General features: G+C 52.5%; 15 protein-coding genes. 4 read left to right on the forward strand and 11 right to left on the reverse strand.

From position 1 onward, the window contains the following. Nucleotides 1-20: 20 nt before the first annotated feature. The 4 genes from INP77_RS08270 to INP77_RS08285 all read right to left on the reverse strand — a co-directional run bounded on the left by INP77_RS08270 (nucleotide 21) and on the right by INP77_RS08285 (nucleotide 2,378). Complete coding sequence (locus tag INP77_RS08270; RefSeq protein WP_194748580.1) at nucleotides 21-740, reverse strand: PEP-CTERM sorting domain-containing protein; 720 nt, start codon at nucleotides 738-740, stop codon at nucleotides 21-23. Nucleotides 741-803: 63 nt separating this feature from the next. Next, nucleotides 804-1,553, reverse strand: coding sequence for an FxDxF family PEP-CTERM protein (locus tag INP77_RS08275; RefSeq protein WP_194748581.1), 750 nt, complete (start codon nucleotides 1,551-1,553; stop codon nucleotides 804-806). A 77-nt stretch (nucleotides 1,554-1,630) separates the two neighbouring features. Further along, nucleotides 1,631-1,879, reverse strand: coding sequence for a helix-turn-helix transcriptional regulator (locus INP77_RS08280; RefSeq protein ID WP_194748582.1), 249 nt, complete (start codon nucleotides 1,877-1,879; stop codon nucleotides 1,631-1,633). Between the two features lie 64 nt (nucleotides 1,880-1,943). Continuing rightward, nucleotides 1,944-2,378, reverse strand: coding sequence for a DUF2946 domain-containing protein (locus tag INP77_RS08285; RefSeq protein ID WP_228518825.1), 435 nt, complete (start codon nucleotides 2,376-2,378; stop codon nucleotides 1,944-1,946). 64 nt (nucleotides 2,379-2,442) lie between these two features. Between INP77_RS08285 and INP77_RS08290 the strand changes: the two genes are divergently transcribed. Beyond that, nucleotides 2,443-3,339, forward strand: coding sequence for a DUF808 domain-containing protein (locus tag INP77_RS08290; protein ID WP_194748583.1), 897 nt, complete (start codon nucleotides 2,443-2,445; stop codon nucleotides 3,337-3,339). Nucleotides 3,340-3,470: 131 nt separating this feature from the next. Next, nucleotides 3,471-5,684 carry a bifunctional diguanylate cyclase/phosphodiesterase gene (locus tag INP77_RS08295; protein WP_228518826.1) on the forward strand — a complete coding sequence of 738 codons (2,214 nt, stop codon included), beginning with the start codon at nucleotides 3,471-3,473 and terminating at the stop codon, nucleotides 5,682-5,684. Nucleotides 5,685-5,708: 24 nt separating this feature from the next. Here the strand turns inward: INP77_RS08295 and INP77_RS08300 are convergent, their stop codons facing one another. The 5 genes from INP77_RS08300 to murJ form a co-directional block, all read right to left on the reverse strand. After that, nucleotides 5,709-6,068, reverse strand: coding sequence for a DUF1905 domain-containing protein (locus tag INP77_RS08300; RefSeq protein ID WP_228518827.1), 360 nt, complete (start codon nucleotides 6,066-6,068; stop codon nucleotides 5,709-5,711). A gap of 45 nt (nucleotides 6,069-6,113) precedes the next feature. Continuing rightward, entirely contained in the window at nucleotides 6,114-6,593 is a 480-nt protein-coding gene (gene lspA, locus INP77_RS08305) for a signal peptidase II (protein ID WP_194748585.1), read from the reverse strand. Further along, nucleotides 6,586-9,444 (reverse strand): isoleucine--tRNA ligase, encoded by a 2,859-nt coding sequence (gene ileS / locus INP77_RS08310; protein WP_194748586.1) that lies wholly within the window; start codon nucleotides 9,442-9,444, stop codon nucleotides 6,586-6,588. Before ileS ends, lspA begins: the two co-directional genes overlap by 8 nt. 93 nt (nucleotides 9,445-9,537) lie before the next feature. Beyond that, complete coding sequence (locus INP77_RS08315; RefSeq protein WP_194748587.1) at nucleotides 9,538-10,440, reverse strand: bifunctional riboflavin kinase/FAD synthetase; 903 nt, start codon at nucleotides 10,438-10,440, stop codon at nucleotides 9,538-9,540. Next, entirely contained in the window at nucleotides 10,440-11,984 is a 1,545-nt protein-coding gene (gene murJ, locus INP77_RS08320) for a murein biosynthesis integral membrane protein MurJ (RefSeq protein WP_194748588.1), read from the reverse strand. The genes INP77_RS08315 and murJ overlap by 1 nt, the downstream gene beginning before the upstream one ends. Before the next feature lie 208 nt (nucleotides 11,985-12,192). Here murJ and rpsT point away from each other — a divergent pair, with 208 nt between their 5' ends. Next, nucleotides 12,193-12,564 (forward strand): 30S ribosomal protein S20, encoded by a 372-nt coding sequence (gene rpsT / locus INP77_RS08325; RefSeq protein ID WP_194748589.1) that lies wholly within the window; start codon nucleotides 12,193-12,195, stop codon nucleotides 12,562-12,564. Nucleotides 12,565-12,715: 151 nt separating this feature from the next. Beyond that, complete coding sequence (locus INP77_RS08330) at nucleotides 12,716-13,180, forward strand: PH domain-containing protein (protein ID WP_194748590.1); 465 nt, start codon at nucleotides 12,716-12,718, stop codon at nucleotides 13,178-13,180. Between the two features lie 65 nt (nucleotides 13,181-13,245). On the opposite strand, the gene INP77_RS08335 is transcribed toward INP77_RS08330, so the two are convergent. Both INP77_RS08335 and purE read right to left on the reverse strand, forming a co-directional pair. Beyond that, the gene (locus INP77_RS08335) at nucleotides 13,246-14,394 is read right to left on the reverse strand and encodes a 5-(carboxyamino)imidazole ribonucleotide synthase (RefSeq protein WP_194748591.1); all 1,149 of its coding nucleotides are present in this window, start codon (nucleotides 14,392-14,394) and stop codon (nucleotides 13,246-13,248) included. Further along, on the reverse strand, nucleotides 14,391-14,885 hold the full coding sequence (gene purE, locus INP77_RS08340) for a 5-(carboxyamino)imidazole ribonucleotide mutase (protein ID WP_194748592.1): 495 nt from the start codon (nucleotides 14,883-14,885) through the stop codon (nucleotides 14,391-14,393). Before purE ends, INP77_RS08335 begins: the two co-directional genes overlap by 4 nt. Nucleotides 14,886-14,890: the final 5 nt, after the last annotated feature.

Consider the following 14,890-nt stretch of genomic DNA (forward strand, 5'->3'; position numbering starts at 1 on the left):
GCCTGCTCGCCACATGTTGCTTACATCGAACGACGCTGTTGACGTTGAGCCCAAGCCAACAGGCCAAGTCCTAATACCATCATTGCAGAGCGATCAGCCTCAGGCACAGGCACCGTCACAGACAGCAAGCTAACGCTTTGCGAAACGGGATAACCACTCATGGTTCCAACACGCCCATAGCCAGCGACAGAAGTCCCAGTCATACAGGTTGGTCCCATCATGCCGCCCGCCGTACAATCCGCATAGGCCAGCTTGTTGATCTGCGCAGAAGTCAGCGCTGCCAATGGATCAGTCGTGTTCACAAACACTCTGGCGTAGGCATTGTTGCTACCATTGTTTCTGGTCATTCCCACGCCAGGAGTCCATCCATCGCCACTTGTAAACGTGCTGGTGGTTGAGTTAAGAAAAGTGGTAACGAGAAACCCGCCCAGCGCAGCGTCATAAGTCGCATCCAGCTGATGAGTCAAATGCACCCAACTCATGTCATCTGTGCCATTGATGCCAGTGGCAGGGTTGTAGTCTATAAAGCCGGTCATGGATTCACTGAGCCAGCCCTGCAAACCAGAAACCGTCTTGCTGACAGTATCAAAAGTGAATGTCCCCACAAACCAGGTATTGGCCGGATCAGTATCTGGCTCAATAAACTTGGTGGTCACGTTATAGGTCGCAAGCGCAGCAAATGCTGGGCTGGTTGCCAAAGTCATGGCAGCGATTGCCAATGTTTTTTTCAATACGTTCATTATCTTCTCCTATCATGTTGGTGAGGGCGTTAAGCACACTCACCAACGATTCATGTGGTGGGGTTATTTGCTACGACGGCGCACCTGCCAGCCGACCAAGGCCAGACCTGTCAGCAACAGGGCCATGTTTTCCGGCTCTGGGACTGCGCTGACATTCAGTGAGGCGGTGTAGCCAAAACTAGTCGCCAGCTGGTTTGCGGCGTTGTTACCGCCAATCATGATGGTGTAATCCCCTGCCCCCAGCAGAAACTTGCCGGTGACCACATCGGTCGCTGTGGTCGCAGAGCCCTTGTAGATAAAGCTGCTCAGTTCGCTGTCGATGCCAATCGCATCGCCGTCACCGCCCATTTTCCAGTTGCCCAGTGCATTCCAGCTGCCATCGGTGTCGGTATACGACTTGTTGGAGCCCAGGTTGGCTTGCGCCCAGCTGTAGCGCCAGACGATAGAAGCGTTGGCACTATCGTAATCGGCACTGGTTTGCGTGCCTGGAAAAACGCCACCGGTTCTGACTGCCGCCAGTCCACCGTATATAGAGAAAGCAGGTAACAGATCGGCAGAGGTTGCATCGACGCTGAAATCCACCCAGGCATTGTTTTGCAGGGTGAAACGGAAAGCGCGGCCGATATGGCTGTCGCCCAGATTGCCGTCAGCGGCGCCGGCCCAGCCATAGTTGGTATTGACGGTGGTGGTAATGCTATTGCTGGCATTCACCAGGCCAGAGAATGTGCCAAAGTCACGCCCGGTATAACTTAAATGCGCCCAGGCAGGTTGAGTCAGTCCCAGCAAGGCCAGGGCCAAGAAGGTTTTTTTCATATACTTTTCCTCAGAAATATTTTTTGTAAACGGCATGCCCCCTACTGGTCAGCTACCAGCAGGGTGAGCATCACACATCAGGCGGCGAAGACTTGCCTGGCATCCCGATCGGGTTGCCAGCGGATAAGCGCGCTGATGTCACAAGCGAAATAAGAGCAAAGTTTGCCCAGATGCTCGGTGCATGCGTTGTAAGAAGGATTTTTGACCATGCGATGCAAGGTCATGCGGCTGATGCCGGTAGACTCAGCGATTTCTTTGAGGGTGATGTGGCGTTTCCACTCCACCTGTTTGGCAAATATCATTGCCTGAAGGTTGATGACGATCATGTCATGACTCCATATGTGCCTGCATCACAGGCATACCCATAAACCGTCTAGACGACAGACGGTGCTAGATTGAGTGTGGAGTCAGTGGGGGTGCGCGCGTGGGGTGCGCGGTGGAGTAAACACTTGCGACAACCGGGGCCTGATAGCTGCTTAAAGCAATCTCGGCTTGGGCTTGTTGAAACAGAATGTAAGCTGGATTGGGCTGGGGCAATACCACATCATCCATCGCCATATGGCAGAACGGACAATGATTGAGATGATGTCCCAGTGAAACCGGTTTTTGTGAAGGCTGATAGTCAATCAGGGTAGCGCGCAATTTTCCTTGCGTGGTGATCACCTGAATGACCAGTTTACTGCCCTGCGAGGAACACACCTCCTGAATAAAGCTTTTGCCTGCTTGCATGGGAAACGCGAGGCTCAACGTCGGCACGAGCGCAGCCAGCATGATTGCCATCAAGGCCATGCGTGCCATCCAACGTTGAAATTTGCGCGTCACCATGCCGCCATTTTAACGGCAATCCTTTAAAATAAACAATAGCCTCTTCATTGACACAGGACAAACCATGGCCACTCCCAGCCTGCTGGCACTACTAGATGACATTACCACCATGCTGGATGACGTTTCCGTCATGAGCCAGCTCGCGGCCAAAAAAACAGCGGGTGTACTGGGCGATGACCTTGCGCTCAATGCCCAGCAAGTCACAGGGATTGCCGCCAAGAGAGAGCTGCCAGTGGTGTGGGCGGTGGCGCGAGGATCGCTGCTGAACAAACTGATTCTGGTGCCTGCAGCGCTGTTGATCAGTGCGTTTTTACCTTGGCTAATCACCCCCTTGCTGATGCTGGGAGGGGCCTTTCTGTGCTTTGAAGGCTTTGAGAAAGTCTGGCACAAACTGCGCCATGACAAGCACTCGGACAACAGTGAACAAGCGATCCACGCCGCCATGCAGCAACCTGAGACAGACCTGGTCGCCCTGGAGCAGGAAAAAATCAAAGGCGCTGTACGGACGGACTTCATTCTGTCCGCCGAAATTATTGTGATTGCCCTGGGCGTTGTCGCCGATGCAGCGATCACGCAGCGTATTCTGGTGCTCTCCCTCATTGCAGTCGTCATGACACTGGGGGTGTATGGCCTGGTCGCTTTGATCGTCAAAATGGATGATATCGGCTTATGGCTGATGCAACGAAGCGGTCATCATCTTCTGGCCTCTGCCGCACGCAAAACAGGTTGGGGCATGGTGCAAACGGTCCCCTACCTGATGCGCTTGCTCAGCATCGTCGGCACCGCGGCCATGTTTCTGGTCGGCGGCGGTATTCTCGCCCATGGCATCCCCTCCTTGCATGCGCTGATTGAGCAATCTCCACAATGGACGCTGTTGTGGAACGCCTTGATCGGCATATTGGCGGGCGCTATCTGCTTCGTCTTAATCCATATCGCGATGATATTTAGAAAGAAACACTAGTTTTTTTCTAAGCCCTTGTTAGAATTACCTAAAAAGGGGGCTTCATGATACTTTCGCGCAAAGTAATAGTGGTTGCTTTATCGGTTTCCGTTGCTTGCTTGCTCGGTTCTTTGCAAGCAACACCCGCTCAAATGTTATGGCTGGATAATGTGCACTGGTTTGTCACCAATGTGGCCTGCCTGATTCTGGCGCTACTGGGTTATTACCGCAGCCATCTCTCACACCGCCCCTGTAAACGCTGGTTTGTATTTGGTGCCTTAGCCTATTTTACCGGTGGCGTGCTCTGGATATTTGAAGTCCTCACCAAACAAACCAATTTCCCCGCCCAGTCCGATATTTTTTACCCCCTCATGGGCGTATGCCTGATCATCGGCTTTATCACCGCCTTACGCAGCCAGCTTTCTGCGGCCAAAACCTGGGCATTCTCGATTGACACCATTTCATTCAGCATTGCTGTTCTCAGCTACATCCTAATTTTATATTTGCCACAATCGTCCGAAGTCAGCCCGCTACAGCTGGCCGTGCTCAGTGCCTACCCTGCCAGTTTACTCAGTGCTGCGCTGGTTTCCCTATTATTGATCCCATACCTGCGACCGGCATGGATGATGCCCTGGCTTATGCTCAGCGCGGGGTTGACCTTGCTGGGCGCATGCTGGATGCAATGGAACCTGAACGCACTCAACCACGTGCCTCAAACTAGCCTGTGGACCAATTACGGTTTTTCAGCGGCAGACCTGTTGATCGGCAGCGGGCTGTATGGCTGGCAAGTCCGCATTGCCAAGCGCGTGTCTTATCACAGGCAATGCAGACGCGTTCGCGGCTGGATTCCCGCAATCACCTTTATCTTTAGCATCAGCACACTGGCCCTCATCTGGTGGCAAAGCGGCCCGCACCCCTATGCCTATTACATTGCTATCGGCTCAGTCATGATGATCCTGGTGTTCTCGGCCCTGCGGCAAAGTATCTTGCTGCGTGAGAGTGAAAAACTGCTACTCGCCGAAAACCTGCTGGCCGAAAAAGAGCGCCAGTACCAGCAACTGTCACGCAACGACCCCCTGACGCGACTGCCCAACCGTTTGGCCATACTCACACTCCTCGAGCATGCCATCATTACCGCAGCCGATGCCAGCGACACCGTCGCCCTGCTCATGATTGATTTAAAGCAATTTCAAAGCATCAATGACAGTTTTGGCCACCATACAGGCGATTTGTATTTACTGGAGATCGCGCAGCGACTGCAATATATCACGCACGAATCCGGCGAGTTAGGCCGTGTGCATGGCGACAAATTTGCCTTGATTACCTCGCGAAAAACCGATGCCGAGCTGGTTCATCTGGCAAATAATTTATGCAAAATTGTGCATAAACCCGTGCTGATTGAAGGACATGAATTGATTCTGGATGCCTATATCGGCATCAGCCTGTTTCCGCGTGATGCAGAAGATGCAGAGCAGCTGGCACGCAATGCCAACACTGCACTCGCACATGCCAAGCACGGCACCCAACATCCTTATTTATTCTATTGCAAAGAACATACCCGACTGGCCCAAAACCGCTTCAAGCTCGACGTGCAACTGCGCAAAGCCATCAAAAAACAAGAATTCTTTTTGCAGTTTCAACCGATTTTCAGCCTGGGCAAACAACAACCGGTCATCTGCAATATTGAAGCGCTCATTCGCTGGAAAACCAACAAGGGAGAGGTGGTCTCCCCGGCTGAATTTATCCCCTACGCCGAACAGTCTGGCCTGATTTTACCCATGGGCGAATGGATTATTGCAGAAGCATTCAAGCATTGGGCCAAGCTGGTTAAAGACAGTGGTCATGAGGTGGGCCTTTCAATTAACATCTCCCCGCGGCAATTCCGTGACCATAGCTTGCCACTCCGCATTGCCGGGCAACTACAACGCTATCACCTGCCGGCCCGCTTGCTGACCCTGGAAATCACCGAAAGTGCCGTCTTTGAACATGAAGAACAGGCGCTGGAAACCTTAAAACAATTCAAGGCTATTGGCGTGCGCCTGTCGCTCGATGATTTTGGTGTAGGCAACTCATCGCTGTTTAAACTCAAACACCTGCCCCTGGATGAACTCAAAATTGACCGTGCCTTTATGATTGATGTACCGGAAAGCAGCGCCGACAGCGAAATTGTCAGCACCATTATCAAAACAGCCGGCATTCTGGGCTTGTCCGTTGTGGTAGAAGGCATTGAAACCGAAGCGCAGCTTGAGTTTCTACGCAAGATCGGCTGCGATTGCATCCAGGGCTTTCTGCTGGGCCGCCCGATGGATATACAAGGCATTCCGCCCCTGTTAGTCGCTGCCAAGACACAAACGCTGAGCGCTTAATCTTTGACGCTGTCAGCCTAAGGCTTAAAACTGCAGTTTGAGCTGTATAGTCACGGCATCACCTTCCCGCACACTCGCCTGCTTGCGAATTTCTGCCTTTAAAAACAAGGCATAGCGCTTGTGATCAAATGCCGGAAAAATTGAGGTTTGCCACGTCATGGCTGGGGCTGGAATAGATGGGGCGCGGCTGGAAGTGATACTCGCAGTGACCTTGACCGCCCCCCAGCCGCGGCGTTTGGTTTGATGGTATTGGCTAAGGGTATGAATTTCGTCAGAGATGTCTGGCGGCAAGCTGACGTAATGCCAGGTGCTTTTGCTGCCTTGCCAAAGCCTGATCACATCAGTAAACGTATATTCCAGTCCATCCATCACCACCTCACTCATCGCAAGTCACCAGGACCCGCGTTCACTAGACTGCAGAACGCGGTTTCAGGAGGCCGTGGGTTGTTTAAAACTATCCAGCATCAACATGCCCACACCGACGCAAATGGCACTGTCTGCCACATTAAACGCAGGCCAGGCCCATTGCTGATAATAAAACAGCAAAAAGTCCACCACATAGCCGAGCGTGAGGCGATCATAAAGATTGCCCAAGGCGCCACCCAACACCAGCGCCAGCCCCAAACAGAATAACTTTTTCTGCGGATGTTTGACCAGCAAATACACCATCACGGCAGAAGCTAGCGTCGAGACCGCGGTGAAAAAGCCATGCTGCCAGCCACCGGCATTGGCCAAAAAGCTAAAGGCTGCGCCGGTGTTGTGGTAACGCACCAGATCAAAAAAACCGGTGACGGGCAAATGCTCGCCATAGACAAACATGCGCTGAATCAGATGCTTGGTGTAGAGATCAAGCGCGATGACAATGGCGCTTAACACCAGCCATGGCAGAGCCGAGCGAACATTAGGCATAGTTGCGCACTTCACCTTTGCCAAACAGGTTGCTTACACAACGGCCGCAGAGGGTCGGGTGCGCGAGATCAATGCCGACATCCGCACGGTAATGCCAGCAGCGGTCGCACTTCTGGTGTGCGCTCGGCTTTACCAGGATTTTCTGCGCTGACGCATCGGCCACTTTATAGGTGGTCGCGCTGGAGGTGATCATGACAAAGCGTAAGTCATCCTGCAGGCTACTCAGGGCTTCAAACGCCTCGCTGGCAACATGAAACTCGAGCTCGGCTTGCAATGAAGAACCCACCTTGCCTTCGCCACGCAACACTTCAATCTCTTTGGCAGCTTGCGCGCGCAAGGCAATAACAGTTTGCCAGTGCTGTAATTGCGTGTCACTCAAGCCATGGGCAGGCAATGCATACCAGTCTTCTTCAAACACGGTCGCCACAGCATCCAGTCCCAAGGTCTGCCAGATTTCATCTGCCGTAAAACTCAAAATCGGCGCCATCAAACGCATCATGGCATGCGTGATGTGATGCAAAGCACTCTGTGCCGCACGGCGTGCATGCGAGGTTTCACCGCTGGTGTATAAACGGTCTTTGAGGATATCAAGGTAAAAACCACCCAAGTCTTCAGAACAGAAACTCACAAATTTCTGTACGGCCAGATGGAATTCGTATTTGTCGTAATCGGCCAGAATACCCGCTTGCAATTGCTGTGTCAGATGCAGCGCGTAACGGTCAATTTCCAGCCACTGATCAACGGGCAACAAGTCTTTGCTAGCATCAAAGTCGGCAAGGTTAGAGAGCAAGAAGCGCAAGGTATTGCGGATACGACGGTAGCCATCGGCCACACGCTTGAGGATCTCGTCACTGATGGTCAGCTCACCTGAGTAGTCGGTTGAGGCCACCCACAAGCGCAAAATATCGGCACCATAGGTGTCCATGACCTTTTGCGGGGCAACCACGTTGCCCTTGGACTTGCTCATTTTGTGACCTGCTCCATCCACCACAAAACCATGTGTCAGCAAGGCTTTGTAAGGCGCATTGCCATCAATGGCGCACCCAGTCAGCAAGCTGGACTGAAACCAGCCACGGTGTTGGTCAGAGCCTTCCAGATACAAGTCAGCCACAGGCTGGTGTTCAGCCTCACGCTGGTTAGCTGCCGCAGATAGGCTAGCATGATGCGCTGAACGCACCACTGCATAATGCGTGGCGCCAGAGTCAAACCACACGTCCAGCGTATCGGTCACTTTTTTGTATTGCTCGGCATTTTCAGGCGCATGCTGCGCGAGGAAAGTCGCGCCATCGAGGCTGAACCAGGCTTCTATGCCCTGCTGCTCCACCTGTTTGCACACGGTTTCCAGCAACTGCATGGTCTGTGGATGTGGTTCACCAGTTTCTTTATGCACAAAGAACGGCATAGGCACACCCCAGTTACGCTGGCGAGAGACGCACCAGTCTGGGCGGTTTTTAATCATGGCCTCCAGGCGTGCACGGCCCCAGCTCGGGAAGAACTGGGTCGCGTCTACCGCTGTGTTGGCATGTTCACGCAAAGCTTTGCCATCTTTGCCAACAGAGTTCATGCCAATAAACCACTGATGCGTTGCCAATTGCATCAATGGCGTTTTATGGCGCCAGCAATGCGGGAAGCTGTGGTTTAAACGCGCAGAGGCAAACAGCACGCCGTTTTCCTGCAGTTTAGCCAGAATCACTTTATTCGCATCCTGGCGGCTCAGGCCACGGATCTCAGCCAGCTCAACCAGTTCACTGCTAAAAAATTTGCCATCGCCACCAATCAAGACGCGTGGCTTCTCGTTAGGGAAATTAGCGCGCATGACCAGCCAGTCATCGTTACCGTGCGCAGCGGCCGTATGCACTAGACCTGTACCTGCATCAGTCGTCACGTGGTCACCGGTGATCACCGGCACCTGGCGGTTGTCGAATGGATGCTGTAGCAACAACCCACGCAAAGCTTCACCTTTGCAACTGGCTAACACAGAACTATTTTCCTCTGCATACCTAGCCAAGGTCTTTTCAGCCAATTCACGAACCAGGATCAACAATCCTTTGCTGGTGTGGATTAAATCGTACTCGAGTTCAGCATTGACACTCACCGCCTGGTTGGCAGGTAAGGTCCATGGCGTCGTGGTCCAGATCACGGCATAAACATCACCATTCACTGTTGTACCAAATGCTTTGCTTAACGCAGCGTTGTCCACCACTTTGAAACCCACATCAATCGCAGGTGAGTTAACGTCCTCATACTCCACCTCGGCTTCAGCCAGCGCAGAACCGCAGTCCACGCACCAGTGCACGGGCTTGGAACCCTGGTACAAATAGCCATTCTGGTAGATTTCGCCCAAGGCACGCATGATATCGGCCTCGGTATTAAACGCCATGGTCAGGTATGGGTGATCCCAATCGCCCAGCACCCCCAGGCGAATAAAGTCTTTTTTCTGCTTCTCGACCTGCTCGGCGGCATAGGCGCGGCACAGCTCGCGGAACTTGGCCGGGTCTATATTTTTGCCATGGTTTTTCTCGACCACCAACTCAATGGGTAGGCCGTGGCAATCCCAGCCTGGCACATAAGGCGCGTCAAAACCACTCATGGTTTTGGCCTTGATGATGATGTCTTTCAGGATTTTATTGACGGCGTGACCAATGTGAATATCGCCGTTGGCATAGGGAGGGCCATCATGCAGGATGAACGCTGGCGCACCTTTGCGCTTGGCGCGGATACGCTCGTAGACCTTGCGCTCTTGCCAGCTTTTTAACCAGGCGGGTTCGCGCTTGGACAAATCGCCACGCATGGGAAAGCTGGTTTCGGGTAAATTCAGTTTATATTTTGAATCTTTGCTTTGGTCAGTCATTTAAAATTCTCAAATCGTTTTAACCACAGATAAACACAAAGGCACACAGATATTCTGCGTCGGCTCCCAGCAATTGCTTGGTTTTTATCTGCGTTATCTGTGTGTATCTGTGGCAAAATAGTTTTTTGCTGCTGCAGTATCCAGCGCAATTTGCGCTTTCAGGGCATCCAGTCCGGCAAACTTTTGCTCGTCGCGCAGTTTGTGAAAAAACTGCACATGCACATGTTGATCGTAAAGATCACCATTAAAATCAAACACATGCACTTCGAGTTTAAGCTTGGGGATGCCTTCCAGCGTCGGGCGATTGCCCAAATTGGCCACAGCCGGTAAATTGTTCAATTTTACCGCATAAACCCCTGTCAGTGCAGGCCGTTCGTGGCGCATATGGACATTGGCAGTGGGGAACCCCAGTTGCCGGCCCAGCTTGGCGCCATGGACGACCTTGCCACTGATGCTGTAAGGCCGTCCCAGCAAGGCCTGCGCTTTGAGCAACTCACCAGCCGCCAGCGCATCGCGCACCAAGGTGCTCGACACACGCTCACCTTGCAGCTGCACTTCTGGTAAGGGAATCACATTAAACCCGTGCTCAATCAGGGTTTGCACACTGCCCGCCCGCCTGGAACCAAAACAGAAGTCCTCGCCCACCATCACCACATTGGCGTTGAGTTGCTCGCGCAGCACTTGCATAAAAGCGGCTGGACTCTGCCCGGCAAACGCCTGGTTAAAGCGCTGCACATAGACATGCTGCACACCACACTCGGCAAAATACTCCAGCTTTTCGCGCATGGAGGCCAAACGCGCGGGGGCGTTTTGTGGTGTAAAAAATTCACGTGGATGCGGCTCAAAGGTCATGACCGCTGGCGTAATCTTGTAGGTTTGCGTGTAGGCAATCAGCTGCCTGAGCAAGGCCTGATGCCCTAAATGCATGCCATCAAAATTACCGATGGCAATCGCCTGCGGCGTTTGAGCCGCTGGAAAATGACGAAATATTTGCATTATTTGGCCACCCGCTTCATAAAATGTTGAGGCCTAAAGCCTAGCAAACCTAAGGCTGAAAAATAAACTGCCATACCCAAAACCACCACGCCCGCGAGATGCAGCATGCGCGTCAAGGCTGGCATGGCTAACCAATCCCCCACCCAACGATCTGTGGCGTGCAATGCCAAGGCCATCAGGGTGACCGCAACGAGCAGCTTGAACAGAAAGCGGCCCCACCCTGGCTGCGGCTCGAACGCACCACTTTTTTGCAACATAACCCACAGCATGGTCGCATTCAGGCAAGCGCCCAAGCCCACGGCCAGCGCCAGCCCGGCATGCTGCAATGAGGTAAACAGCAAAAAGCCCACATTGAGAATTTGGGTCATCACCAAGGTAAAAATCGCAATTTTGACCGGTGTTTTGATATTTTGGCGTGCATAAAAGCCAGGGGCCAGCACCTTGACCATAATCAGGCCCAGCAGGCTCAGGCTATACGCAATCAGGGCGCGCTCGGTTTGCGCCACATCGACCGGTGTGAATTTGCCGTAATAAAATAGACTCGCCACCAATGGTTTGGACAGCACGGCCATCGCCACAGCCGCCGGAATGGCCAGCATAAACGTAAGGCGCAAGCCCCAGTCCAGCAATTGCGAAAACTCGGCGCTGGATTTATCCACATGCGCCTTGGATAAGCTGGGCAACAAAATCGTGCCCAATGCCACGCCCAGCACCCCGGTCGGGAACTCCATGAGGCGGTCAGCGTAATACAGCCAGGACACACTGCCTGTGGGCATGAATGAGGCAAAAATGTTATTCAACACAATCGAAATTTGCGCGACAGAAACGCCAAAAATCGCGGGCCCCATGAGCTTAAGGATGCGGCGCACGCCTTCATCTTGCAAATTCAGTTCGTAGCGCGGCAACATGCCTATCTGTTGCAGGTAAGGCAGTTGATACAGCAACTGAATAATCCCGCCGACAAACACGGCCCAAGCCAGTACATACACCGAGTTATGAAAATGCGGGGCAATAAAAATCGCAGCGGTGATAAAACTCAAATTGAGCCAGACGGGCGTAAATGCGGGCACCTGAAACTTGCTGAAGGCATTCAACACGCCCCCCGCCATCGAAACCAGCGAGATAAACAGGATATAAGGAAAGGTAATGCGCAACAGCTCCGTGGTGAGTGCGAATTTGGCCGGGTCGCTCACAAACCCAGGCGAGGTCAGCCGCACGATCAGCGGTGCTGCCAGCATGCCCACAATGGTGATTCCGACCAGAAACAGGCCCAGCAAACTGGCAACATGGTTGATCAAGGCCCGGGTCGCTTCTGGCGTGCGTTGCTTGCGATATTCGGAAAGGATAGGCACGAAGGCCTGACTAAACGCCCCTTCGCCCGAGATCCGGCGTAATAGATTAGGAATCTTGAAAGCGACAAAAAAAGCATCGGTGGCCATGCCCGCGCCAAAAATACGGGCAATCAAGGTGTCACGCACAAATCCCAGCAAGCGCGAAATAAAGGTCATGCCACCCACGGTGGCCAATGCTTTGAGCAAGTTCATAAATGGTGGAAATACAGGCCCTGGTTTATTTTTTTAAGCGTGAGCCGCTCCCAACGAACGGCTGACTGATTAAAAATTTGGCCGATTTTACCATGCAGGCATCCGCAGTCGAGGAAAATGCGTTTTTATCTTGCAAAAACAAAGCGAAAACAGTATGATGCACGGTTTCGTATCACACCCCTTTTGAAAGTTACAGGATAAAACGAATATGGCAAATACCGCACAAGCTCGCAAACGCGCGCGCCAATCCGTCAAAGTTAACGCGCACAACGCTGCGTTACGTTCAACTTTGCGTACTGCGATCAAAAAAGTAATCAAAGCGATTCAATCTGGTGACAAAGCTGCTGCTGTGGCTTCTTACCAAGAAAATGTCAGCGTGATCGACCGTATCGCTGACAAAAAAATCATTCACAAAAACAAAGCTGCTCGTCACAAGAGCCGTTTGACTGCAGCAATCAAAGCATTGTCCGGTGACGCACCTGCAACTTTGGTTTCTGTGAAAAAAGCAGCAGCCCCTAAAGCCGAAGCTGCACCAGCTAAAAAAGCTGCCAAGCCTCGCGCGAAAAAAGCCGCTGAATAATTTCAGTAGGGGTGCATACTAAAAAAGCCGGACTAATGTCCGGCTTTTTTATTGCTTTGATCTATTGATTACGATGATCTAGCGCATTATCCAAACAGCTGTTGCTGTTATGATCACAACTGAAATTGCAATCTTTGCCCAGGAGAGCCCTTTGAGTTTTATTGACAAAAACTTGCTTGAGAATGAAGTGGTGATTTACCGCGCGCAGATGCACTGGATTATTTTCCTGAATACCTTCATCTACTTATTACTGAGCGTGTTGGCGTGCGCATTTAATCTGCGCTTGGCACAATCCAACCAGCTATTATGGGCGATCAGCCTGCTCGGCTTGTTGCTGGCCTTGATCAGTGGCATCAGCAGCTATATCCGCTACAAGACCTCTGAATTTGCCATTACCAACAAACGCGTGCTGATCAAGATTGGCTTTATCAGACGCCACTCGCTGGAAGTATTGCTCCATAAGGTGGAAGGCATAGGCGTCAATCAAAGCATCCTCGGCAGAGTATTCGGCTTTGGGACGATTACCGTCACAGGCACAGGCGGCACCAAAGAAACGTTTGACCAAATTGCTGCACCGCTTGAATTTAGAAAACAGGTGCAGGCAAACCTTTCGTAGTCTGCCTGCTTCAGAGACAAAAAAGCCCGGATAACCGGGCTTTTTTTGATGGCGCTGGCAAACAGTTATTCACCAATATGTAACTCGCTACGCGCCACTTTAGCGGCATTCAACACAGCCTGCGCATCATCGCCAATCACCGTGAAATGGCCCATTTTGCGGCCTTTGCGCGGCTCATGCTTGCCATACAAATGCATTTTGAGGTTGCCGTGGGCAAAGGCTTTATCCCAAGCTGGCTCTACCTGTTTACCACTGTACAGCCAGCTATCGCCCAAGATATTCACCATCACCGCATCGCTATGCAAGCGCGGACTACCCAACGCTTGGCCGGTGATCACGCGCACTTGCTGTTCAAACTGATTGGTGACACAGGCATCGATAGTGTAATGGCCGGAGTTATGAGGGCGTGGCGCAATCTCGTTCACCAGCAACTGGTTGCCCACCACAAAAAACTCAACGCCCAACACGCCGACATAATTGAGCTTGGTCGCCAGTTTTTTGGCGAGCTCTTGCGCATTGGCTTTGATCACTTCAGAACAGCGCGCCGGGGCGATGCTGACATCAAGAATACCATTCAAATGGCTGTTTTCTGCCGTGGGGAAAGCGGCAATGTGGCCGTGCGCATCTCGCGCAAGCACAACAGACACTTCCAGGTCCAAAGGCAGCATTTTCTCCAGCACGCAGACTTCTTGCTTAAAGCCCTGAAAGGCAGCGACCGCTTGCTCACGGTTGGCAACACGCGCCTGACCTTTACCATCGTAACCGAAGCGCGCCACTTTGAGCACGGCAGGATACATCTCGCCACCCGCAGGCAAGTCGCTCTCCGCCATCACCGGCACAAACGGACCCACCGGCAAGCCAGCTTCTTTAAAGAAGGTTTTTTCTTTCACACGATGCTGGGCAATCGCCACTGCATCCGCGCTCGGATGCACGACCGTAGATTTAGCCAAGGTAGCCAGCGTCTCGGCCGGCACATTTTCAAATTCGGTAGAGATGGCCTGGCAGGTTTCCGCCATGGTTTTCAGCGCGGCCGCATCGTCATAGGCTGCACATAAATGCACATCGGCAATCATGCCTGCCGGACTGCTCTGGTCCGGGTCCAGCACGGTGACTTTATAGCCCATCTCGTGCGCTGCGATCACAAAAAAGCGACCCAGCTGGCCGCCGCCTAACATGCCCAACATGGCAGGAGGTTGAATCACGGATGATGTCATGGTTTTTCGCTCAACTCCATTGCGTGCACTTTTTCAGCCTGTTTTTTGCGGAAGGTAGTTAATTTTTCTGCTAACGCCGGATCTTGATTGGCCAGCATCGCCACCGCAAACAAACCGGCATTGGCCGCACCTGCATCGCCAATGGCAAAGGTCGCCACCGGGATGCCCTTGGGCATTTGCACGATGGACAACAGGGAATCCTGGCCTTGCAGATGTTTGGAAGGCACAGGCACACCCAACACTGGCAAGGTGGTTTTTGCTGCAACCATGCCAGGCAAATGTGCGGCGCCCCCCGCCCCGGCAATAATCACCTGAAAGCCATTGCCTGAGGCAGACTCAGCAAACTCAAACATCAGGTCTGGCGTACGATGGGCAGAGACCACACGCGCTTCATAAGCGACACCAAAGTCTGCCAGCATTTGTGCGGCATTTTTCATCACCGGCCAGTCACTGTCCGACCCCATAATAATGGCTACCAAAGGTTTACTCATCCCGT

Origin of the sequence: Methylophilus sp. 13 (assembly GCF_015354335.1) — a bacterium.
In the GTDB taxonomy this organism is placed as follows: Bacteria; Pseudomonadota; Gammaproteobacteria; order Burkholderiales; family Methylophilaceae; genus Methylophilus; species Methylophilus glucosoxydans.